At 49.2% G+C, this 20976-nt stretch carries 17 protein-coding genes and 1 other annotated feature; of the genes, 16 read left to right on the forward strand and 1 reads right to left on the reverse strand.

Features of this window, described 5'->3' with window-relative positions:
- The 13 genes from PHF27_RS07385 to PHF27_RS07445 all read left to right on the forward strand — a co-directional run.
- A partial coding sequence (locus PHF27_RS07385) for a hypothetical protein (RefSeq protein ID WP_300067864.1) occupies positions 1-226 on the forward strand: 226 nt, incomplete at its 5' end.
- Positions 227-683: 457 nt separating this feature from the next.
- Positions 684-2339, forward strand: a complete 1656-nt coding sequence (locus PHF27_RS07390; RefSeq protein WP_300067867.1) for a lactate permease LctP family transporter — start codon at positions 684-686, stop codon at positions 2337-2339.
- 126 nt (positions 2340-2465) lie between these two features.
- A complete protein-coding gene (locus PHF27_RS07395) occupies positions 2466-2687 on the forward strand; it encodes a twin-arginine translocase TatA/TatE family subunit (RefSeq protein ID WP_300067869.1) in 222 nt (73 codons plus the stop codon).
- 8 nt (positions 2688-2695) lie between these two features.
- Positions 2696-3472, forward strand: coding sequence for a twin-arginine translocase subunit TatC (tatC, locus tag PHF27_RS07400; protein WP_300067872.1), 777 nt, complete (start codon positions 2696-2698; stop codon positions 3470-3472).
- 170 nt (positions 3473-3642) lie between these two features.
- Positions 3643-5103 (forward strand): menaquinone biosynthesis decarboxylase, encoded by a 1461-nt coding sequence (locus tag PHF27_RS07405; RefSeq protein WP_300067875.1) that lies wholly within the window; start codon positions 3643-3645, stop codon positions 5101-5103.
- Entirely contained in the window at positions 5096-5944 is an 849-nt protein-coding gene (locus PHF27_RS07410; RefSeq protein WP_300067878.1) for a UbiA-like polyprenyltransferase, read from the forward strand. The genes PHF27_RS07405 and PHF27_RS07410 overlap by 8 nt, the downstream gene beginning before the upstream one ends.
- Positions 5945-5960: 16 nt before the next feature.
- Positions 5961-6821 carry a bifunctional methylenetetrahydrofolate dehydrogenase/methenyltetrahydrofolate cyclohydrolase FolD gene (folD, locus tag PHF27_RS07415; protein WP_300067881.1) on the forward strand — a complete coding sequence of 287 codons (861 nt, stop codon included), beginning with the start codon at positions 5961-5963 and terminating at the stop codon, positions 6819-6821.
- A gap of 27 nt (positions 6822-6848) precedes the next feature.
- On the forward strand, positions 6849-8516 hold the full coding sequence (locus PHF27_RS07420; RefSeq protein WP_300067884.1) for a formate--tetrahydrofolate ligase: 1668 nt from the start codon (positions 6849-6851) through the stop codon (positions 8514-8516).
- Positions 8517-8535: 19 nt separating this feature from the next.
- On the forward strand, positions 8536-9402 hold the full coding sequence (locus PHF27_RS07425; protein WP_300067887.1) for a sulfide/dihydroorotate dehydrogenase-like FAD/NAD-binding protein: 867 nt from the start codon (positions 8536-8538) through the stop codon (positions 9400-9402).
- The gene (gltA, locus tag PHF27_RS07430; protein WP_300067890.1) at positions 9387-10793 is read left to right on the forward strand and encodes an NADPH-dependent glutamate synthase; all 1407 of its coding nucleotides are present in this window, start codon (positions 9387-9389) and stop codon (positions 10791-10793) included. The genes PHF27_RS07425 and gltA overlap by 16 nt, the downstream gene beginning before the upstream one ends.
- Before the next feature lie 144 nt (positions 10794-10937).
- A complete protein-coding gene (locus PHF27_RS07435; protein ID WP_300067893.1) occupies positions 10938-11456 on the forward strand; it encodes a helix-turn-helix domain-containing protein in 519 nt (172 codons plus the stop codon).
- A gap of 40 nt (positions 11457-11496) precedes the next feature.
- Complete coding sequence (locus tag PHF27_RS07440; protein ID WP_300067895.1) at positions 11497-13095, forward strand: DUF6884 domain-containing protein; 1599 nt, start codon at positions 11497-11499, stop codon at positions 13093-13095.
- Between the two features lie 254 nt (positions 13096-13349).
- Positions 13350-14024, forward strand: coding sequence for a hypothetical protein (locus PHF27_RS07445; protein WP_300067899.1), 675 nt, complete (start codon positions 13350-13352; stop codon positions 14022-14024).
- 132 nt (positions 14025-14156) lie between these two features.
- Here PHF27_RS07445 and ilvD read toward each other — a convergent pair whose 3' ends face one another.
- Positions 14157-15809 (reverse strand): dihydroxy-acid dehydratase, encoded by a 1653-nt coding sequence (ilvD, locus tag PHF27_RS07450; RefSeq protein WP_300067902.1) that lies wholly within the window; start codon positions 15807-15809, stop codon positions 14157-14159.
- A 152-nt stretch (positions 15810-15961) separates the two neighbouring features.
- Positions 15962-16181, forward strand: a binding site (T-box leader).
- Positions 16182-16223: 42 nt separating this feature from the next.
- On the opposite strand from ilvD, the gene PHF27_RS07455 reads away from it, so the two are divergent.
- From PHF27_RS07455 to PHF27_RS07465, 3 genes are all read left to right on the forward strand, one after another.
- A complete protein-coding gene (locus PHF27_RS07455) occupies positions 16224-18878 on the forward strand; it encodes a valine--tRNA ligase (RefSeq protein WP_300067906.1) in 2655 nt (884 codons plus the stop codon).
- Positions 18879-19067: 189 nt separating this feature from the next.
- Positions 19068-20363: a folylpolyglutamate synthase/dihydrofolate synthase family protein gene (locus PHF27_RS07460; RefSeq protein ID WP_300067909.1), complete on the forward strand. Its 1296-nt coding sequence runs from the start codon at positions 19068-19070 to the stop codon at positions 20361-20363.
- A 102-nt stretch (positions 20364-20465) separates the two neighbouring features.
- A complete protein-coding gene (locus tag PHF27_RS07465; RefSeq protein ID WP_300067911.1) occupies positions 20466-20846 on the forward strand; it encodes a hypothetical protein in 381 nt (126 codons plus the stop codon).
- Positions 20847-20976 lie beyond the last annotated feature (130 nt).

The raw sequence follows: 20976 nt of genomic DNA on the forward strand, positions 1-20976 counted from the left end.
TCATTATTGTTGCTTTAATGACCTATTCGCAAGCCTATTTCCTGCACTGGATGCTGCCCCCGTTGCCTTAAAGGCTCGGTTTAAAAAGGAAGAGCGTCGCCGGTTTTGCCGGCGGCGTTCTTTTTTTAATGTACCGGAATTTTTAAAACGAACCGCGAAACACACGAAAAGCGCAAAAGGGGTTTTTCTTATTTTTCATCAAAATTTACCTAATTATACTATATAAGGCGCTAAAAGGTAAATAGGGAAGATTAGGTCTTTCATACATAAAATTACGAAAAATATCGTACAAAATAAAAAAATATAAAAGTATACAAAAAACAAAGCAGATGCAAATGAGACTTTGTTTTTTAAAAAATCTCGAAAACGAGAGCAAATAGGAGAAAGATAAAGAAATAAAAAGGATGTAGTGCTTCTGCATGAGTAGTTAAAAGGATAAGGGGCGAGAAGGAATTTGGTTACGTAAGTAGAATACATGAAAAGACAGAAAAAATATAAAATATTAAAAAATAACACTAAATTGCGAAATAATAGGTAACCGGGTTACGCCGGCTTGCCGTGTTGCATTCCAAAGTATAGCGGGAAAGGAGGGGCGAGAAGACGCAGGAAGGCAATGAGTAGGAAGACAAGCTGAAATCCCGTTTTTTAAGGAGATGGAATAAGGAAGCAAAGGAGTGTATTGCATGACATGGGTTCAGACATATAATCCACTTGGTAACATTGTTGTCTCTGCCTTGGTGGCGGCTATTCCTCTATTTATCATTCTCTTTATGCTGGGTGTACGGAGGGCCAAGGGCCATGTGGCAGCCGCGTTTGGTTTGACCTCGGCGGTACTTGTTGCCATTTTTGCCTGGGGCATGCCTGCAGGCTTCGCAATTAATTCGGTATTGTATGGTGCGGCTTTTGGTATTTTCCCGATCGTTTGGATTGTTGTCACCGCTATTTGGGTCTACAACATGACGGTGGAGTCCGGTGAATTTGAAATTATTAAAAATTCTTTGGCTTCCATTACTGATGATCGGCGTTTACAGGCCTTATTCATTGCCTTTGCATTTGGTTCCTTTATTGAAGGCACTGCTGGCTTTGGTACTCCGGTGGCCATTACGGCGGCCATGTTGACCGGCTTGGGCTTTAACCCGATCTATGCAGCCGGTATTTGCTTGATTGCCAATACGGCTCCGGTGGCTTTCGGTGCTATCGGTATACCGGTAGTTGTGGCGGCGCAGGTAGCTAATCTGGATCTGATGCATGTCAGCCAGGTTGTTGGGCGTCAGCTGCCGTTCTTGTCCATTTTGGTTCCCTTGTGGTTGTGCGTGACCATGGCTGGCTGGAAACGGGCTATGGAAGTGCTTCCCGCCTTGGTTGTAGCTGGCGTTTGCTTTGCAGGCACCCAGTTCTTCACGTCTAACTATGTAAATGCTTATCTGCCGGATATCACTTCGGCAGTTGTGACCATTGTCGGTCTCTTGATTTTCCTGAAAATCTGGAAACCGGCTACTATCTGGAAATTCCCGGATGAAAAACAAACTGGTGAAGGTAAAGTTGAGCTGCAGTACAGTGTTGGCGAAGTGCTGCGCGCCTGGGCGCCTTACCTAATCTTGGCGCTGTTGGTGTTCTTGTGGGCGGATGACAAATTTATCGGCCTGAAAAAAGTTTTGGTGAATATTGATAAGCAAATGCCTTGGTTTGCGCTGCAGTGGCCGGGCTTGCACAACATGGTCATCAAAGCGGCGCCAGTTGTGGCTAAAAACAGTCCTTACGGCGCTATTTACACGGTGAATCTTCTGTCGGCGGCTGGTACGGCTATTTTCTTCTCCGGTTTGCTGTCCTTGCTGATCATCCCCAACTATGGTTTGGGACGCGCGATGGCTTGCTTGGCTCGTACCACGAAGCAGTTAGTTTTCCCGATCTGCACCATTGCCATGATTCTCGGCTTGGCTTATATTATGAACTTCTCGGGCATGAGTTCCACCATGGGCCTTGCTTTCACGAAAACGGGGACTCTCTTCCCCTTCTTCTCGCCGATTCTTGGCTGGCTGGGCGTATTCCTGACCGGTTCTGATACGTCGGCGAATGCGCTCTTCGGCAGCATGCAGCGTACCGCTGCCGAGCAAATTGGCGTAGATCCTTACTTGACAGTAGCGGCTAACTCTTCCGGCGGCGTTTGCGGCAAAATGATTTCCCCGCAAAGTATTTCCGTTGCCACCGCTGCCACCGGCATGGTTGGCCACGAAGGAGACATCTTCCGATTTACAGTAGGACATAGTATTGCGATGTTGATCTTTATGGCAGTATTGACCTACTTGCAGGCGTATAGTTTGCATTGGATGCTACCTTAAGCAATCGAAGAGAGAAGGGCGGCAGGCGTAAGCCTGCCGCCCTTCTTAGTTGTCTTTTTTTTAGTTGAACGGTATAATGAAATACATGGATTTATGCAAGTGATAGCTAAGAAGGGTTGTGGCAATATGTTCAGCTTTAGCATGCCTGAACTGGTTTTGATTTTGGTGATTGCTTTGGTGGTTTTTGGACCGGGAAAATTACCGGATGTCGGCAAAGCCTTAGGGCGGAGTTTGCAGGAATTTCGCAAGGCCACAACTGTGGCAGGAGAAGAGACAAAACCGGAAGAGTCTAAAACTATTGACGTGAAAGCCGTGGAGAAGGAACAACAGGCACCGGAGAAAAAGTGAGGTTGCGCATGTCCGCAGATGATAAAGAACGTGAAGAGGAATCCCAGTCTGCCGTAATTAGTACGGAGCCGGAGCTGGAAACACCAATGGAGGAAGACGAAATGTCCCTTGTGGGGCATTTGGAAGAACTGCGCCGGCGAATTTTAATTGTCTTGGTCGCCGTGGGCGTTGGTTCCGGCGTCTGTTATTTTTATGCAGAACAATTGGTAGCCATGATTACGGCGCCAGCGGGAAAATTATATTATTTAAATCCGATGGAAGCCTTTTTTGCTTATTTGAAGGTTTCTGTATTTGCCGGTTTTTTGTTGGCGTTGCCTGTTGTCTTATACCAAGTATGGGCCTTTATCGTACCGGCATTGACGAAGAAGGAACGCAAGATGCTGCTGGTGCTGCTTCCTTCTTCGGTGCTGCTCTTCTTTGTAGGCATTTTGTTTTCCTATGTTCTTGTATTGCCGGCGGCTACGCAGTTTTTTATGGGCTTTGCTACGGAAACGCTAACGCCGATGTTTTCGTTAGGACAGTATTTGTCGTTTTTTGTTTCGATGCTGCTGCCTTTCGGCTTTGTTTTTGAACTGCCACTGTTTGTAATTGTTTTGGCGAAAATGGGCATTATTACGTCTGCTTTTTTACGGGCTAAACGCAAAGTGGTTTTGGTAGGTTCTTTTATTGTGGGGGCGATTATTTCGCCGACACCGGATGTATTTACTCAGTCAATGATTGCCATTCCCATTATTCTGCTTTATGAGGCGAGTTTGTGGGTGGTGCGTTATGTACTGCGCCGCTGACAAAAAAGGTATTGCAGCAGGGAAGAGCATGCGGCGGACGCATTCTTCCCTGCTTTTTAGCGTCGCAGAAGCCTGCTGCAGAAATCTTTGATACAGCGCTTTGAAGAAACCGCAAAGCAGCAGGACAAGATGCAAGAGATATTGGTTTGGAGAGAGAAAGGAGATTGCTTGTGGCCTATAATGATTTACGGGAATTTATTCGCGATCTGGAGCAGCGGGGACTTTTAAAGCGCATTCAGACCGAAGTGGATTGTGATTTGGAGATTACGGAAATTACCGACCGCGTTTCTAAGATGACCGGGGAGAAAAATGTAGCGTTGCTTTTTGAAAATGTCAAAGGGCATACCATGCCGGTCTTGATGAATGCTTTCGGCAGCATGGAGCGTATGGCTCTGGCTTTGGGAGCGGAGAAACTCGACGATATTGCTGAGGATATTGCGGAAATTTTTCGCTTGCCTCATATTTCTTTGCAAAACAAGCTTGATTTACTGAAGCTGATTCCGAAAGCGAAAAGCGCCATCAACTTTCCTAAGTACGTAAAGACCGGCCCGTGCAAAGAAGTTATTATTAAGGATGCGCCGACGCTGGAGGCATTTCCTATCCTGCAATGTTGGCCGGACGACGCCGGCAAATTCATTACGCTGCCGCTGGTTTTTACTAAAAACCCTCGTAATGGCAAACGCAATGTAGGCATGTATCGCATGCAGGTGTTTGACGGGCAGACTACAGGGATGCATTGGCACATTCATAAGAATGGCGCGGAAAACTTCCGGGCTCATCAGGAACTCGGGAAGGACCGCATTGAAGTGGCCGTGGCCATTGGCGCCGATCCGGTGCTGACCTATTGCGCGACGGCTCCCTTGCCGAAGGATATTGATGAAATGGTATTTGCCGGCTTTTTGCGCAAAAAGGCAGTGGAATTGGTGAAGTGCGAGACTGTAGATTTGGAAGTGCCAGCTCACGCGGAAATTATCCTGGAGGGGTATGTGCTGCTGGATGAACTGCGCCGCGAAGGTCCTTTCGGCGACCATACCGGCTATTACTCGCTGGCGGACGAGTACCCGGTGTTCCATATTACCTGCATTACTCACAGAAAGAACCCTATCTATCCGGCGACGATCGTCGGCAAGCCTCCCATGGAGGACTGCTACATGGCGAAAGCGACGGAGCGAATTTTTCTGCCTGTGCTGAAATCGCAGATGCCGGAAATTGTGGATATCAATCTGCCTTTAGCTGGCGTGTTTCACAATTGCGCCATGATTTCCATCAAGAAGAGTTTTCCGCAGCATGCTAAGAAGGTGATGCATGCTGTCTGGGGTATGGGGCAGATGATGTTTACCAAAATGGTGATTGTTGTGGATGAGCATGTCAATGTCCAAGACGAGCAAGAGGTTTGGTGGCGCGTGTTCAACAACATTGACGCCCGGCGTGACATTGTGATGGTGGACGGGCCGCTGGATGTGCTGGACCATTCGTCGCCTATGCCTAATTGGGGCACTAAGGTTGGTATTGACGCCACGAAGACCTGGCCGTCCGAAGGCTACAGCCGAGAATGGCCGGATGAGATTGTCATGTCTCAGGAGGTCAAAGAACGAGTTGATGCGAAATGGAAGGAATTGAACCTTGAGTAAGATAAAAGCGCACATGGATAATATCGCCTTGTCGCATTCCGTATTTGCGCTGCCTTTCGCCTATATGGGGCTGGTGCTGGCCTCGGGGGGCTGGCCTGCGGGCAGCGATCTTCTGTGGGTAACCGTTGCCATGGTGGGCGCCCGCAGTGCGGCATTGGCTTTGAACAATTTAATTGATTTAAAATATGATCGCCTGCATCCGCGCTTTAAGGCTCGGCCGATGGTAACGGGCGCAGTGAAACCTTGGGAAGCGGTATTGCTAATTGCAGGCAGTTTGGCAGTGTTTTTATTTGCCGCCAGCCATTTGGACCCGATTTGCATTCCCTTGGCGCCGGTAGCGGTGATTCCATTTACTTTGTATCCTTATATGAAGCGGATTTCCTGGACCTGCCATTTGGTGTTGGGGCTTGCTCTTTCGATTGCGCCTATCGGCGCTTGGATGGCGGTAAAGGGCGAACTAACTGCGGCGATCGTGATTTTGGGTTTGGCAGTGGCGATCTGGATTGCCGCCTTTGACGTGATTTATGGCAGTCAGGACGTGCTTTTTGACGGACGACAGCGGCTGCATTCCATGCCGCTGCGCTTTGGCTTGCGGCGGGCGCTGTTTTTTGCCAAGCTGATGCATGTCTTTAGCATTCTCTGCTTTGTTCTTGCCGGCGCGCTGTTCTCCTTGGCTTGGCCGTACTACATAGGAGTGGCCTGTGCTGCAGCAGTGCTAGTGTATCAGCATCGATTGGTGGAGCCTGATGATTTGAGCAGGGTGACTCAAGCGTATTTTATGCGCAACGGGTTAGTGAGTATTTTAGTATTTGTTTTTACGCTTATAAGTCTTTACGTATAGAAAAGGAGGCTTGTCTATGAGCGCTCGTATTTTGTCGGGGAAAGAATTTGCTTTGCAGATTAAAGAAGAAGTGCGGCGGGACGCAGGGGCGCTGCTGGAAAAGACCGGTGTGGTTCCCGGGCTGACAGTGGTGCTGGTCGGCGAGGACGCAGCCTCGCAGGTATATGTGAACAACAAGCACAAAGCCTGTTTGGAGCTTGGTATTCGTTCGGATATTGTCCGCTTGCCGGAAACGGCGAGCAAGGAAGAGCTGCTAACCGTGATCGCAGGCTTAAATCAAGATACGTCGGTGCACGGTATTTTGGTGCAGCTGCCCTTGCCCAAGGCTCTGCGGACGGTGGAGCAGGAAGTGCTGCTGGCTATCGATCCAGCCAAGGATGTGGATGGCTTTCACCCTCTTAATGCGGGACGTTTAGCGGTGGGGGACGAGCATTTGGTTCCTTGCACGCCTGCAGGCTGCGTTAAAATGCTGGAGATGGCGGGACTGGAAATCAAAGGTAAGCATGCCGTAGTCATTGGCCGCAGTAACATTGTAGGCAAACCGATGGCGCAATTGCTGCTGGCCCGGGACGCTACGGTAACTATCTGCCATTCTCGAACCAAGGATTTGGCGGCTATGGCCCGTCAGGCGGACATTTTGGTGGCGGCTGTGGGGAAAGCGCATTTTGTTACGGCAGATATGGTGAAAGAAGGCGCTGTAGTGATTGACGTAGGCATTAACCGCCTGCCCAACGGCAAACTTGCGGGCGATGTTGACTTTGAACAGGTGCAGCATGTAGCTGGGGCGATTACGCCTGTGCCTGGAGGCGTAGGGCTATTGACCATTGCCATGCTGCTGGCCAATACGGTGAAGGCGGCACAGCTGGCGGTACGGTAAGAAGGAATTTTGGAGGAGGGTATTGCAGTGAAGAGTGATGTGGAAATTGCCCAAGAGGCAGTTATGAAACCTATCGCAGAAGTAGCGCAGCATCTGGGGATTCCCGAAGAAGGGCTGGAGTTGTACGGACGTTATAAAGCGAAATTGTCCAGAGAAGCCTGGGAGGCGGTGCAGAATCGTCCTGATGGCAAGTTGGTTTTGGTGACTGCTATCAATCCGACTCCGGCTGGGGAAGGGAAAACCACGACAACCGTCGGGTTGGGAGATGCGCTGCGGCGCTTAGGCCATAAGGTGGCCATTGCCTTGCGCGAGCCGTCGCTGGGGCCTTGCTTTGGCATCAAAGGCGGCGCAGCTGGAGGCGGTTACGCCCAAGTCGTGCCGATGGAAGACATCAATCTGCATTTTACCGGCGATTTTCACGCCATTACTTCGGCGCATAACCTGTTGGCGGCTGTCCTTGACAACCATATTCATCAGGGGAATGAGCTGAATATAGACCCGCGGCGCATTACTTGGCGGCGTGTATTGGATCTAAATGACAGGGCGCTGCGCAGCGTGATCTGCGGTCTTGGGGGCAAGGTGCACGGCGTGCCGCGCGAAAGCGGTTTTGATATTACCGTGGCTTCGGAGATGATGGCTATTTTATGCCTGGCCAGCGATCTTGAGGACATGAAGGCGCGCATTGGCCGGATTATTGTGGGCTATACGTATGATAATAAGCCGGTGACAGCGGCGCAGCTCAATGTGACTGGCGCGCTGACTTTGTTGTTCAAAGACGCCATTAAACCCAACATGGTCCAGACGCTGGAGCATACGCCGGCCTTTGTACATGGCGGACCGTTTGCCAATATCGCCCATGGCTGCAATAGCGTGATGGCGACGAAGTATGCGCTGAAACTGGCGGATGTAGTGGTAACCGAAGCAGGCTTTGGCGCTGACTTGGGCGCTGAAAAGTTTTTGGATATCAAGTGCCGTTTTGCCGGCCTGCGGCCGAGGGCGACAGTCATTGTCGCGACCGTGCGAGCGCTTAAAATGCATGGCGGCGTGGCCAAAGAGGAGCTGGGCCAAGAAAACCTGGCGGCATTGGAAGCCGGTATGGCCAACTTGACCAAGCATATTGAAAACATGAAAAAATACGGCTTACCGACAGTGGTCGCCATTAACGCGTTCCCGACGGATACTCCGGCGGAATTGGCCCGAGTGGAAGAGTGCTGCAAGAAGCTGGGCGCCGAAGTGGCCTTGTCTGAGGTTTGGGCCAAAGGCGGCGCAGGCGGCGAAGAACTGGCTAAGAAAGTGCTGGCGGCCTGCGAACAGCCTAGCGACTTCAAGCTGCTCTATGATGCAGCGCAGCCGATCAAGGAAAAAATTGCAGCCATTGCTAAGGAAATCTACGGCGCGGCGGATGTGAATTATACAGCAGCTGCGGATAAGGCCATTGCCGAACTGACGGCTTTAGGTTATGACAAGACTCCGATTTGCATGGCGAAAACGCAGTACTCGCTTTCGGATGATATGCGCAAGCTGGGCCGCCCGGAAGGCTTTACTATCACGGTGCGTGAAGTGCGTGTGGCGGCAGGGGCCGGCTTCTTGGTGGCGCTCACCGGTGACATCATGACTATGCCGGGACTTCCTAAACGTCCGGCAGCGGAACGCATGGATATTGATGTGCAAGGCCGCATCAGCGGATTGTTCTAAACACTGAAGGAGGAAAAGCATGTACCAGATTGTACGTAAAGAAAGCTTGTCAGCAGATGTCAAGCTCTTTGAAGTCGCGGCGCCGCGCATTGCCAAGAAAGCGCAGCCTGGCCAATTTGTGATTGTCCGCGTGGACGAAGAAGGGGAACGCATTCCTCTGACGATTGCCGATTTTAACCGCGAGGCAGGCACCATTGTGCTGATTTTTCAAGAAGTGGGCGCCAGCACCCGGCTGATGGGACAACTGGAGCAGGGCCAAAGCTTGCATGATTTAGTGGGTCCCTTGGGACAAAAAACACATATCGAAAAGCTGGGCACGGTTATCTGTGTAGGCGGCGGCATTGGCGTAGCGCCTGTCTATCCGATTGCCAGAGGCATGAAGGAAGCCGGCAACGAAGTGATTTCCATCATCGGCGCCCGCAATAAAGACCTCTTGATTTATGAAAAGGAAATGGCTGCTGTCAGCGATGAATTGGTGGTTACTACTGACGATGGCTCCTATGGCGAGGCTGGTCGTGTAACCGGACCGCTGCAAAGACTGTTGGAATCCGATAAGAAAATTGATTTGGTCATGGCCATTGGACCGGTCATTATGATGAAAAGTGTAGCCGAAACAACGCGGGCTTTTGGCGTGCCTACGGTTGTCAGCCTGAACCCGGTTATGGTTGACGGCACCGGCATGTGCGGTGGTTGCAGGGTTTCTCTAGGCGAAGAAGTCAAATTTGCCTGTGTGGACGGACCGGAATTTGACGCGCATAAGGTTGATTTCGACGCGCTGATGTCTAGACAGCGCATGTATAAAAGCCAGGAAGCCCGCCATACAGAGCATAGCTGCGGCGGCCACGGCCATCATGAAGGAGGGCAATGCCAATGTCACTCTCACTGAAAAAAACGCCTATGCCGGAACAAGACGCCATAGAGCGTGGCCACAACTTCAAAGAAGTGACTTTAGGATATTCCGAAGAACAGGCCTTGATCGAAGCGGCGCGCTGTTTGCAGTGCAAAACGGCTCCGTGTCGCCAGGGATGTCCTGTAGGTGTTGATATTCCCGGTTTTATCGGCAAGTTGAAAACCGGCGATGTTGCAGGAGCTAGTGAAGTCCTGAAGGGCTATAACGGTTTGCCTGCTGTTTGCGGCCGCGTTTGTCCCCAGGAAGAACAGTGCGAAAAATACTGCGTCTTGGCGAAAAAAGGCGAGGCGGTCGGTATTGGTCGTTTGGAACGTTATACGGCTGATACGGCTCGGCACCAGGCTGTACCACAAGAAGAGGCGGCTCCGGCTGCGGCTGACGCGCAGAAGGTGGCTGTTATTGGTTCTGGTCCGGCGGGCTTGACCGCTGCCGGTGAAATGGCCAAACGCGGCTACAAGGTGACGGTATTTGAAGCTTTGCACCGCCCGGGGGGGGTGCTGGTATATGGCATTCCTGAGTTTCGTCTGCCTAAAGATGAAGTTGTTCAGGTGGAAATTGACGCCCTGCGAAAACTGGGCGTGGATATTGAAGTTAATGTCGTCATCGGCCAGACCTATACTATCGATGAGCTGATGGAAGAAGAAGGATTTGAAGCTGTTTTTATTGCTACCGGCGCAGGTTTGCCCCATTTTATGGGTATTCCCGGCGAACAGTACAATGGCGTCTATTCAGCTAACGAATTTTTGACTCGCTGCAATTTGATGAAAGCTTACCGTTTCCCTGAATGCGCTACACCCATTCATGTGGGACGTCGCGTCGCTGTTGTCGGCGGCGGCAATGTAGCTATGGATGCCGCGCGTACAGCGCTGCGTTTGGGAGCGGAGAAGGTCTATATCGTATACCGCCGTTCCGAAGCCGAACTGCCGGCGCGTTTGGAGGAAGTGCATCATGCCAAAGAAGAAGGCGTTGATTTTCAGCTTCTCAACAATCCGGTGGAGATTTTGGGAGATGACGAAGGCTGGGTACGCCAATTGCGCTGTATCCGCATGACTTTGGGCGAGCCTGATGCTTCTGGTCGCAGACGGCCTGAAGCGGTACCCGGTTCGGAGTTTGAGCTGGATGTGGATACGGTGATTATGGCCATCGGTCAGGGCCCGAACCCGCTGGTGCAGCAGACAACCAAAGGCCTCGACGTCAATCGTCGCGGCAACATTGTAGCTGATGCCGAAACAGGCGCTACCAGTCGCGAAGGCGTTTTTGCTGGCGGCGACGTTGTTACCGGTGCAGCGACCGTCATCTTGGCTATGGGGGCTGGTAAAAAAGCCGCCGCCGCTATGGATGAGTATTTGCAAAACAAGCGGAAGTAATATAAACAAACAGAAACACCATTGGACGACCTTTTTCGGTCAGCCAATGGTGTTTTTTGTAAAATACATTGACAAAGTGAAAGTGGTGAAATATGATAAAACGAAGGGGATAAAAAGTGAATGTAGTGAAAAAAGGTGATGGATATGAAAGAAATGAAAATGTATAAGCCTGAAGAAATTGCAGAAATAATGCAAGTTGATTTAGAAACGGTGGTTATGTGGCTTCGGCAAAGAAGACTTATAGGAATAAAAGTTGGTACTATATGGAGAATTACTGAACAGCAATTTGATAAATTTCTTCAAGTACATTCTTCTCACGATGAAGTCTGTGAAGGAGGCGGGGGTTTATCAATGAAAGACGAACAATTGTTAAATTTAGAGCAAAGTGATTTATTAAAGCCAACAAGAAAATATAATCGCAGAGCCGGAAAATATGATGAGTTTCAAAAATGTCTTAATCAGTTAAAAATAGCTTCAGTAAGTTTTTCATTTGACGAGGTAGAAGAAATTATAGGATTTGAATTGCCTAATTCGGCCTATAAATATGCAGCTTGGTGGGGAAACGACTGTTCCCATTCCCAAGCTCGTGCTTGGATGCAGGCAGGCTGGGAAGTGAGTCGTGTTGATTTAGATAAAAGGGAAGTACAATTAATACGAAAGTAAGAAAACATGATTGTGTTGCTGAAAATAAGGAGTTGAGGAGATGGCTATAAGTCAATTAGATCAAGATATCGTTTTATTAAGTCCTAAGTTAAACAAAGGGAATGTTCCAGTGGTTCGAATAATCCAAGAAGCATACCGATATTTTAAGAAAACAGGTAGAGCAACAGGGCTTGTTGATTTAGCTGTTTTATTGGAAGATGAAAAAATTGGCTGGATTCCTAGAATTCTTAATAACCCTATGCGAGGCATTCATGACCGATTTTTCAATTTGATTGATGCGCTAAGAAAAGTTAATGAAGCAAATCGGTATTGTGATAAGCTACAGAGTTTTCGCTCTACTAGGAATTGGTGTCATTCCATGAAACTTCCTGAAAAAGATAAAGTTGAGACAGCTTTCAAGAATTTTTTGGAATTTACAAGGTGGTACTATAAAGCATATTATCAACTCGATTCAATTAGTGATGAAAAATATTACCGAAGGGTATTGGCACCATTAGAATTGCTAGATGAACGATTTCAAATCGTGGAATTATTAGGATCAGATGGGTATAGCCAGACGTATAAAGCCATTGATCGAGAGAGTAACGATAATCATCTTGTGGTGATTAAGCGTCCTTTTGTAAATAGTAAAAGATATTCTGAAATAATTAGGAATGAAAAAAAATCACGTGTGCTTTTTAACGGGCATCCAAATATTGGAGGATATTATTCTTCGCATGAACTAACTCCTGTAGGAGAAATACTCAAATTAGAATATATTGAGGGGGAAACATTACGCTCGTGGATTAGAAAAGCAAGTTTTAATGAAAAGGGTCTTTCTGATTTTTTTTACATAATTGGTAGGGTTTTAAATGGTATAAAATATATACATGCTAAAAACTATGTTCACGGTTCGATTAGTCCCGATAGTATTCTTGTAGCGCCAAATAGTGAAGTTAGGATTGTTAGTTTTGATTGGTGCCAATATGTATCAAGAAAAGTTAATGATTTGGAGAAAGAATTCCGAAACGTAGATCCATTTAGTCCGGGCCGGGTGGTTTGCCGGGATAAAACGTTAGACACATACGCTTTAGGAGTTATTCTTCGAGATTCTTTAGCAGAAGTTCGTGTGCCAGAATCGGTTTCTCTGTTTATTGATAAAGCGACTCAAAATAATGCAAAAGATCGCTATCAAGATGCTAATATGATGGCTTTGGATTGGGAAAAAACATATCAGATGGTGCGCTATAAAGTTCCAGGAGAAGATGAACAATTGAGAAAGGTTGCGCTAATCAGTTGCACCAGAAGAAAAAAGCCGTACATGTGTACCGCTAGAGAGTTATACAGTGAATCAGAACGCTTTGCCAATGCTTTGGCTTATGTAGAAAATCCAGTTAATCAGTATGAAAGATGCTATGTAATTAGTGCGAGATATGGTTTAGTTGATTTAGACCAACAATTATCTCCATATGATTGTGATTTACTAGAATTTCCACCGCAGGAGCAAGCATGCTGGGCGGGATATGTTGCTCAGTTGTTGCAGTGGAAAGACGTGGATTGTAAGTGTAAGGTGATTGTTCATGCAGATAACCTTTATGGTAATTTAATCATTAAGGCATTAAAAGAAAAAGGCATTTCAGCGGAATTGGGATGTTTCTAGTCTTGTTTTAACGAGGCAGGTGAATGAATTGGATTCAATAATTTTGTTATTGGCTATCTATTTTCTTCTTCGGATAGTCGGCGGCGGAAGCGGCCGGCGGATAAAAGGACGGAGTAGAGCGGGACATTATTATACCAAGGGAGGATGTTTAATCAATTTGTTGGTACTGGGCGCGTTGATGGTAGTGGCTATCAATAGTGTTTTGTAGGTTATGCTATGGCTCCAGAATTGAAAAAAGTATTAGGAGGGACAAGATGAAAAGAATAGTTTTACTGATAGTTGGGCTTGTATTGATTTTACAAATGACTAGCGGTGGAATTGCAAATGCAGGACGTGTTACTGGTAGTGGAACTAAGGATTTATGGCGTTCAATTTGTTTTGAAACACCCGAAAAAAGAGTGGTACATTGTGAAAATGGATTAATTGTAAACTTTACTTCGCTTAACGTTGGTAATCGGCAGAATGATAATGCTGAAAAGAATCCTAATTGCTACTGGTTTAAAGCAGGGATGTTAGGGATTATTTATGAAATAGGAGTTCAAGGCGTAGATGTTGAACTAACTAACACTACAGATAAGCTTATGGTAATAAAATGGTCTGAATCGTCATTAGCGTTAGGAACATTTACCGGGGTACCGTTTGTCTCGGGTATGAAGTATAAAGACGCAGGAAACCCCGCTGCGACACCGAATACGATTATTCCGCCCAAAGGAAATGCTGCGGTATCTTTGTTTATTTCTGAAATATATTATGATGATTTTAGAGAAAAATGGAATTCTGAGTATACACCTGTATGTGTAGATAAAAGTTTGAAAGCAACGATTTATATGAAGGTATTGGATCCAGTTGGAAATTCTATGTATTGTGTGGCTGAAAGCCCGAACATAGTAATACCTCAAAGTGCGATTGATAAAATTATTAAAAAATAAAAACACAAACACTATTGCGCGGTTAAGCCGAACAATAGTGTTTGTGTTTTAGAACTAAATGTAATTCGTGACCCTCTTTCGTACCCTCCGATTACTCCCTTTACTCTTGTTCAATATTCGTACTTTATTCTCTTACTTTAGCACAGCGCCGCTGTTGGCCGAGGTGACCATGCGCGCGTAACGGACCAGGTAACCTTTGTCTACTTTAGGAGCTGGAGGCTGCCAGGCGGCCTTGCGTTTGGTCATTTCTTCATCGCTAATTGCTACATTGAGTTTGCGGCCGGGGATGTCAATCTCAATCGTGTCCCCGTCTTGGACGAAGGCTAAAGGGCCGCCGTCGCGGGCTTCCGGAGAAATGTGACCGATACAAGCGCCACGGGTAGCACCACTGAAACGGCCGTCCGTCAAGAGAGCCACCTTGAGTCCCATACCAGCGATAACTGCGGTAGGATTGAGCATTTCCCGCATGCCGGGACCTCCTTTGGGACCTTCGTAGCGGATGATGACAACATCGCCGTTTTGCACTTTTTTGGCGATAATGGCGTCGATAGCGTCTTCTTCGGAGTCAAAGCATTTGGCTGGGCCAGTGAAGTTCAGCATATCCGGCGCCACGGCGCTTTCTTTGACTACCGCAGTATCAGGCGCTAAATTTCCTTTAAGGATGGCGATGCCGCCTTTATTCATGTACGGGTCTTCTACAGTACGAATGACATCAGGCCTTAAGATAGCGGCCTGGGCTACACGTTCGCCCATGGTGCCGTCGACGGTGCGGACGGTCAAATCAATGACCTTCTTTTTCGCCAGCTCTTTAATGACGGCGTTGATGCCGCCGGCCTCATTCAGATCCTGCAGATGATGGCTCCCGGCAGGACTGAGCTTGGCAATATACGGAGTTTTAGCGCTGATTTGGTCGAAAGTTTCCGGCGCCAAGGCAACACCAGCTTCATGGGCGATAGCCAGTAAATGAAGTACGGTGTTGGAAGAGCCGCCGATGCCCATGTCGACGGCGATGGCGTTGTGGAAGGCGGCGGGCGTTAAGATATCGCGCGGTTTGATGTCGTTGGCCACCAAATCCAAGATGATTTTACCGGCTCTTTTGGCCAGCAGGCGTCGTTGGCCGTTATAGACGGCCGGGATGGTGCCGTTGCCGGGGAGCCCCATGCCAAGAACCTCGGTCAGGCAGTTCATGCTGTTGGCAGTGAAGAGGCCCGCACAGGAACCGCAGCCGGGACAGCCGGAGGCTTCGAGCTCTTCCAGCTCTTCCGCAGAAATTTTGCCGGCTTCAAAACGGCCGGCAGCCTCAAAGAGATTGCTGACGCTAATGTCCTTGCCTTGATGGCGGCCTGCCAGCATAGGTCCGCCGCTGACAACGACCGAAGGAATGTTCAGGCGGGCGGCGGCCATGAGCATGCCTGGAACAATTTTGTCACAGTTAGGGATGAGTACTAGGCCGTCAAAACCATGGGCTGTTGCTACGGATTCAATGGAGTCGGCAATGAGCTCGCGGCTAGCCAAGGGGAATTTCATTCCGTCATGGCCCATAGCGATGCCGTCGCAGATGCCGATGGCTGGAAATTCCATGGGAGTGCCGCCAGCGGCCAAAACGCCCTGTTTAGCAGCTTCAGCAATTTCACGCAAATGCATGTGACCGGGAATAATTTCATTAAAGGAATTGACAATACCAATGAGGGGCTTCTTCAACTCCTCAGGACCATAGCCCATAGCATAGAAGAGGGTACGATGGGCGGCACGGGTGGAACCTTTTTTTACAATATCACTGCGCAAGAAAAGCTCACTCCTTTTCCTCATGTGAGGTGTATTTGTTAAGATCATACACTGGAAAAATACATAATGCAAGATTGAAAAGTCGGAACGTTGTTGTCAACAAAGTGGTGTTGACAAGGATTGGGCAAGCAGGTATGATAAAAATAATTGCATAGAAAGTGAAGATGGGAAGAGTAGGCGTCGGATTGCGGTCAGAGAAAAGGCCCTTGGCTGTGAGGTCTTACGGAAACGATGGTTGAAGGTCCTCCCGGAGCTGCTGCGCTGAACCCAATAGTAGGCGCAGCCGTCGGCGGCTATGTTACAGCCGTTAGAGTCCGGGGCGACCCGGAGAAGCAAGGTGGTACCGCGAAATGAGGCTTTTTCGTCCTTACAAAAAGGATGAAAAGGCCTTTTATTATTGAAAGGGGAACAGGCATGACAGAACAAAACTTATCTAGTGTGTACGATCCCAAAGGTGTTGAGGAAAAATGGTACGCAGCCTGGGAAAAAGAAGGCTGCTTTCACGCAGAAACAGATGAGCAGAAAGATGCTTTTAGTATTGTAATTCCGCCGCCGAATGTAACAGGACAGCTGCATATGGGGCATGCTCTTGATAATACGCTGCAGGATATTTTGATTCGCTGGCATAGAATGCGCGGCGACGATACCCTGTGGATGCCCGGCACCGATCATGCAGGCATTGCTACGCAAATTAAAGTGGAAGAGATGCTGAAAAAAGAAGAAGGCAAAAGCCGTTATGATTTAGGGCGCGACGCCTTTATCGAACGCGTTTGGGAATGGAAAAAGCAGTATGGCGACCGCATTACCAGGCAGCTGCGCAGCTTGGGCGCTTCCTGCGACTGGGAGCGGGAACGCTTTACGATGGATGAAGGCTGTTCTCAGGCTGTACGGGAGGTCTTTGTTTCTCTATACGAAAAAGGGCTGATTTATCAGGGACACCGCATTACCAATTGGTGTGTGCGCTGTCACACGGCGTTGAGCGATATTGAAGTAGAACATGAAGAAAAAGAAGGCCATTTGTACCATCTGCGCTATGAAGTGGAAGGCGAAGCCGGCCGTTACGTGATCATTGCCACGACGCGTCCTGAAACCATGCTGGGCGATACGGCAGTGGCGGTGCATCCGGACGATGCGCGTTACCAGGATTTAATTGGCAAGACTTTGCTTCTGCCTGTGGTGAATCGTCGCATTCCGCTTTTAGCGGACGACTATGTCGATCCTTCTTTTGGTACGGGGGCTGTAAAAATTACGCCGGCCCATGATCCTAACGATTTTGAGATGGGGCAGCGTCACAATTTAGAGCAGGTGGTGGTCATTGGCCCGGAAGGCAATATGACCGACGAGGCTGGCAAATACGCCGGACAGGATCGCTATGAGTGCCGCAAAGCGCTCCTGGCGGACTTGGAAGCGATGGGAGTTTTGGTTAAGGTAGAAAGCCATCCTCATGCGGTGGGGCATTGCCAGCGCTGCGGCACCGTTGTGGAGCCGCTGGTGTCTAAACAGTGGTTTGTTAAAATGGAACCTCTGGCGAAACCAGCGATGGAAGTGGTGCGGAACGGACAGGTGCAATTTGTGCCGGAGCGGTTCAGTCGTACGTATTTGAACTGGCTGGAAAATATCCGCGACTGGTGTATTTCACGGCAGATTTGGTGGGGGCATCGCATTCCCGCCTGGTACTGCGAAAGCTGCGGTAAAACGATTGTTTCCCGCGAGGATCTGACGGTTTGCCCGCATTGCGGCGGCGCTGTGGAGCAGGACTCGGACGTGCTGGATACTTGGTTCAGCTCGGCTCTTTGGCCTTTTTCTACGATGGGCTGGCCGGAAAATACGGCCGAATTGCGGCAGTTTTATCCAACAAGCGTGCTGGTAACAGGCTATGACATTATTTTCTTCTGGGTAGCGCGGATGATTATGATGGGGCTGGAATTCAAACAGGAAATTCCTTTCCGTCATGTCTTCATTCATGGTTTGGTGCGTGACAGTCAGGGGCGGAAGATGTCCAAGTCTCTGGGGAATGGCATTGATCCCTTGGAGGTTGTGGAAAAATACGGCGCCGATACCTTGCGCTTCATGCTGATTACAGGCAACACGCCTGGCAATGATATGCGTTTTTATTGGGAGCGCGTGGAAGCCAGCCGTAACTTCGCCAATAAAATTTGGAATGCTTCCCGCTTTGTGCTGATGAACCTGGAAGGTTTTACCGGCCAAGCGCCGCAGCCAGAGCAGCTGACCTTGGCGGATCGCTGGATTCTCAGCCGCTATGACAATGTGACTAAAGCTGTGACCGAGAATCTGGGCCGCTTCGAATTGGGCGAGGCCGCTCGGTTGGTCTATGAGTTTCTGTGGGGCGAATACTGCGACTGGTACATTGAAATGGCCAAACCGCGTTTGTACAACAAAGAGGAAGCAGCGCAGCGCGCGGTGGCTCAGTATGTGCTGTGGGAGGTTTTGGAAGGAACCATGCGCCTGTTGCATCCTTTCATGCCTTTTATTACCGAAGAGATTTGGCAGCATCTGCCGCATGAAGGCAGCAGCATCATGAAAGCCTCGTGGCCTTCTTCGCAGGCGGGACGGAGTGACGCTGCGGCAGAAGCACAGATGAACCTGATCATGGAAGCTGTTAAAGGCATTCGCAATATGCGGGCGGAAATGAATGTTCCCCCGGGACGGCGCAGTGAAGTGATTTTGCAGGCGGGCAGCGAAGAAGTGCGCAGCGTGCTGCAGCAAAACGAAGGTTATTTCCGGCAATTGGCGGCGGCAGAGCCTGTGACTTTGCCGGTAGTGGGGGCGGAAAAACCGGAAAACGCTATGGCAACAGTTGTAGCTGGGCTGGAAGTATATTTGCCGCTTAAGGGCTTGATTGACGTAGAAAAAGAAACGGCCCGCCTTTCTAAAGAACGCGAGTCTCTGACCAAGGAACTGGCACGGATTACTGGCAAGCTCGGCAATGAAGGCTTTATGGCTAAAGCGCCGGCGGCGGTTGTTGAAAAAGAACGCGCTAAAGCCCAAGAATGCGAGGATAAATTAGGCGCAATCCGCGAGCGCATGGAATATTTAGCAACGTTGTAACCTGCGGAGCTGTACAATGCGCCGCTGCCCCCTCTGGTGGCAGCGGCGTTAGTTTTAAGGGAAAGCATTGCTTTATTCGAATCTCACATCCCAATAGCTTTTTCTACTGTTCTCTCTGTTTTCCTCTGTTGCTCAGTTACTCTGTGTTCCGTGTTTCTTTAACTCGGTTTTTTGAAAGGAGGTTTTTCGATGACCTATCAAGAGTCTATTGCATACTTAGAAGGCTTATCACGTTTTGGCATTCGCCTGGGCTTGGAGCGGATGCAAGAGCTGGTAATTCGCTTGGGGCATCCAGAAAGAAAATATCCGACCATTCATATTACCGGCACGAACGGCAAAGGTTCTACGACGGCTTGCTTAGCGGCTATTTTGCAAGAAGCCGGGTTTCGTACAGGCATGTATACGTCGCCGCATTTGGAGCGTTATACAGAGCGCATGCGCATTGACGGCTTGGAAGTGGAAGAGGCTGTGTTTGCCCACGCCATTGAGCAAACCGCTGCGGCGGCGCGAGAGATGGAGCGGGACGGCTTGGAGCATCCGACACAGTTTGAGGTGCTGACGGCAGCCGCATTTGTCATGTTTGCGGCCATGAAAGTGGACTATGCAGTAATTGAAGTGGGTTTGGGCGGGAGTCTGGATTCCACGAATGTCATTGAAAGTCGTGTGGCGGTAATTACGAATGTGACGCTGGAGCATGAGGATCGCTGCGGATCTACGGTACGAGAAATTGCTGAACACAAGGCGGGCATTATCAAGAAAAACTCTCGCGTGCTGACGGCGGCGCAAGGGGAGGCGCTCGAGGTTATCCGGCGGCGGGCAGCTGATTGCGGCGCGGTAGTGCAAGTGCTCGGCGAAGAATGGCAGGCCCAGATGCAGTCGGTGTCTTTAACCGGAATTGCCTGGATGCTGCAGCAACCTAACGGATCTAGTTGGCCTTTGCAGGCGCGGCTTGTGGGAGAACATCAAGTCTACAATGCTTCGTTGGCGGTGATGGCGGCGTTAACAGTAAGGGAAACCGCAGTGAATCAGGAAGCTGTTGCCCGCGGTTTGGCAAAGGCTTGCTGGCCGGGGCGCTTTGAAGTGTTGCGCACCCAACCGCCGTTGGTGGTTGACGGAGCGCATAATCCGGCTGGCGCTGCGGTGCTGCGGCGGACGCTGGATCAAGTGTTTCCAGGGCGAGAGGTACTGTTTTTGCTGGGGATTTTAAAGGATAAGGATATTGAAGGTATTACCGGCCTTTTGGTGCGGGAGCAGGACCGGGTTATTGCAGTGAGGCCGCTTTCGGAACGCGCCGCAGAAGCGGGTGATTTAGCAAGCCATTTTCCGCCGCACCAAGTGGAAGCGGTACCAGACTGGGAAGAAGGTGTAAACCGATTGCTGGAATTAGCGGAGCAAGAGCCTCGGAAAGTGGCTTGTGTAGCCGGTTCGTTATATTTATTAGGCGCAGTGAGGCCTCTTTTATTGCAAAAATTGCAAAACGAATAATTACAAACCTGGAAAGAATACAAAATATTTACGCGATACATGTTTACCTCTTTGTTGAATTTTGGTAAAGTTGTCTACGGAAAGTGACAAGGAGGTATGGTCATGCGCATTGAAGAGTTTGCTCAGCGGTTTTTTCAAAATGCCTTGCAGGAGGGTATGTGGCGTTATCATGGAGCCAAGGGGCTGGTAGAACCCTTAGCGGAGCCGCCAATGCCGGGAGCTAGTCCTGTCATTACCCTTGAAATTCTGCGGGGGCAGGCTTCTAATCAATTACAGGCGCGCTCTTGGTTTCACCAGCAGCAGCTTTGGCAGGATCATGCATCTTTTACGTGCGAGGCGCATCCGCCTGCTATTCGCGAAGCCTTGGGCGAGATGTCTCACCAAGTCAGCCGGCAGTTGCCGGACGATGTCTGGATGCGGCGGGAGTTTAAATTTGACGTGCTAGAGTTGCAGCAGGCCTTTGCGCCGTGGCATAAAATATAGAGAGAAAAAGCATTCCTGCATAAGGGATGCTTTTTTGTACCTATACTAGAGCGTGCCCAGCAAAGCTGTAATTTGCTAACTGGTGAAAGTCCAGTCCAGGTAACTACCAAGGGGCCTGGTAGCTATAAGA

The sequence above is a fragment of the Anaeromusa sp. genome, from assembly GCF_028691475.1.
GTDB lineage: Bacteria > Bacillota > Negativicutes > Anaeromusales > Anaeromusaceae > Anaeromusa.

What these genes read in the sequence shown, in the direction of transcription:
- PHF27_RS07390 (WP_300067867.1), top strand. Translation starts at nt 684, where the DNA reads ATGACATGGGTTCAGACATATAATCCACTTGGTAACATTGTTGTCTCT.
- PHF27_RS07395 (WP_300067869.1), top strand. Translation starts at nt 2,466, where the DNA reads ATGTTCAGCTTTAGCATGCCTGAACTGGTTTTGATTTTGGTGATTGCT.
- tatC (WP_300067872.1), top strand. Translation starts at nt 2,696, where the DNA reads ATGTCCGCAGATGATAAAGAACGTGAAGAGGAATCCCAGTCTGCCGTA.
- folD (WP_300067881.1), top strand. Translation starts at nt 5,961, where the DNA reads ATGAGCGCTCGTATTTTGTCGGGGAAAGAATTTGCTTTGCAGATTAAA.
- PHF27_RS07425 (WP_300067887.1), top strand. Translation starts at nt 8,536, where the DNA reads ATGTACCAGATTGTACGTAAAGAAAGCTTGTCAGCAGATGTCAAGCTC.
- gltA (WP_300067890.1), top strand. Translation starts at nt 9,387, where the DNA reads ATGTCACTCTCACTGAAAAAAACGCCTATGCCGGAACAAGACGCCATA.
- PHF27_RS07435 (WP_300067893.1), top strand. Translation starts at nt 10,938, where the DNA reads ATGAAAGAAATGAAAATGTATAAGCCTGAAGAAATTGCAGAAATAATG.
- PHF27_RS07440 (WP_300067895.1), top strand. Translation starts at nt 11,497, where the DNA reads ATGGCTATAAGTCAATTAGATCAAGATATCGTTTTATTAAGTCCTAAG.
- PHF27_RS07445 (WP_300067899.1), top strand. Translation starts at nt 13,350, where the DNA reads ATGAAAAGAATAGTTTTACTGATAGTTGGGCTTGTATTGATTTTACAA.
- PHF27_RS07455 (WP_300067906.1), top strand. Translation starts at nt 16,224, where the DNA reads ATGACAGAACAAAACTTATCTAGTGTGTACGATCCCAAAGGTGTTGAG.
- PHF27_RS07460 (WP_300067909.1), top strand. Translation starts at nt 19,068, where the DNA reads ATGACCTATCAAGAGTCTATTGCATACTTAGAAGGCTTATCACGTTTT.
- PHF27_RS07465 (WP_300067911.1), top strand. Translation starts at nt 20,466, where the DNA reads ATGCGCATTGAAGAGTTTGCTCAGCGGTTTTTTCAAAATGCCTTGCAG.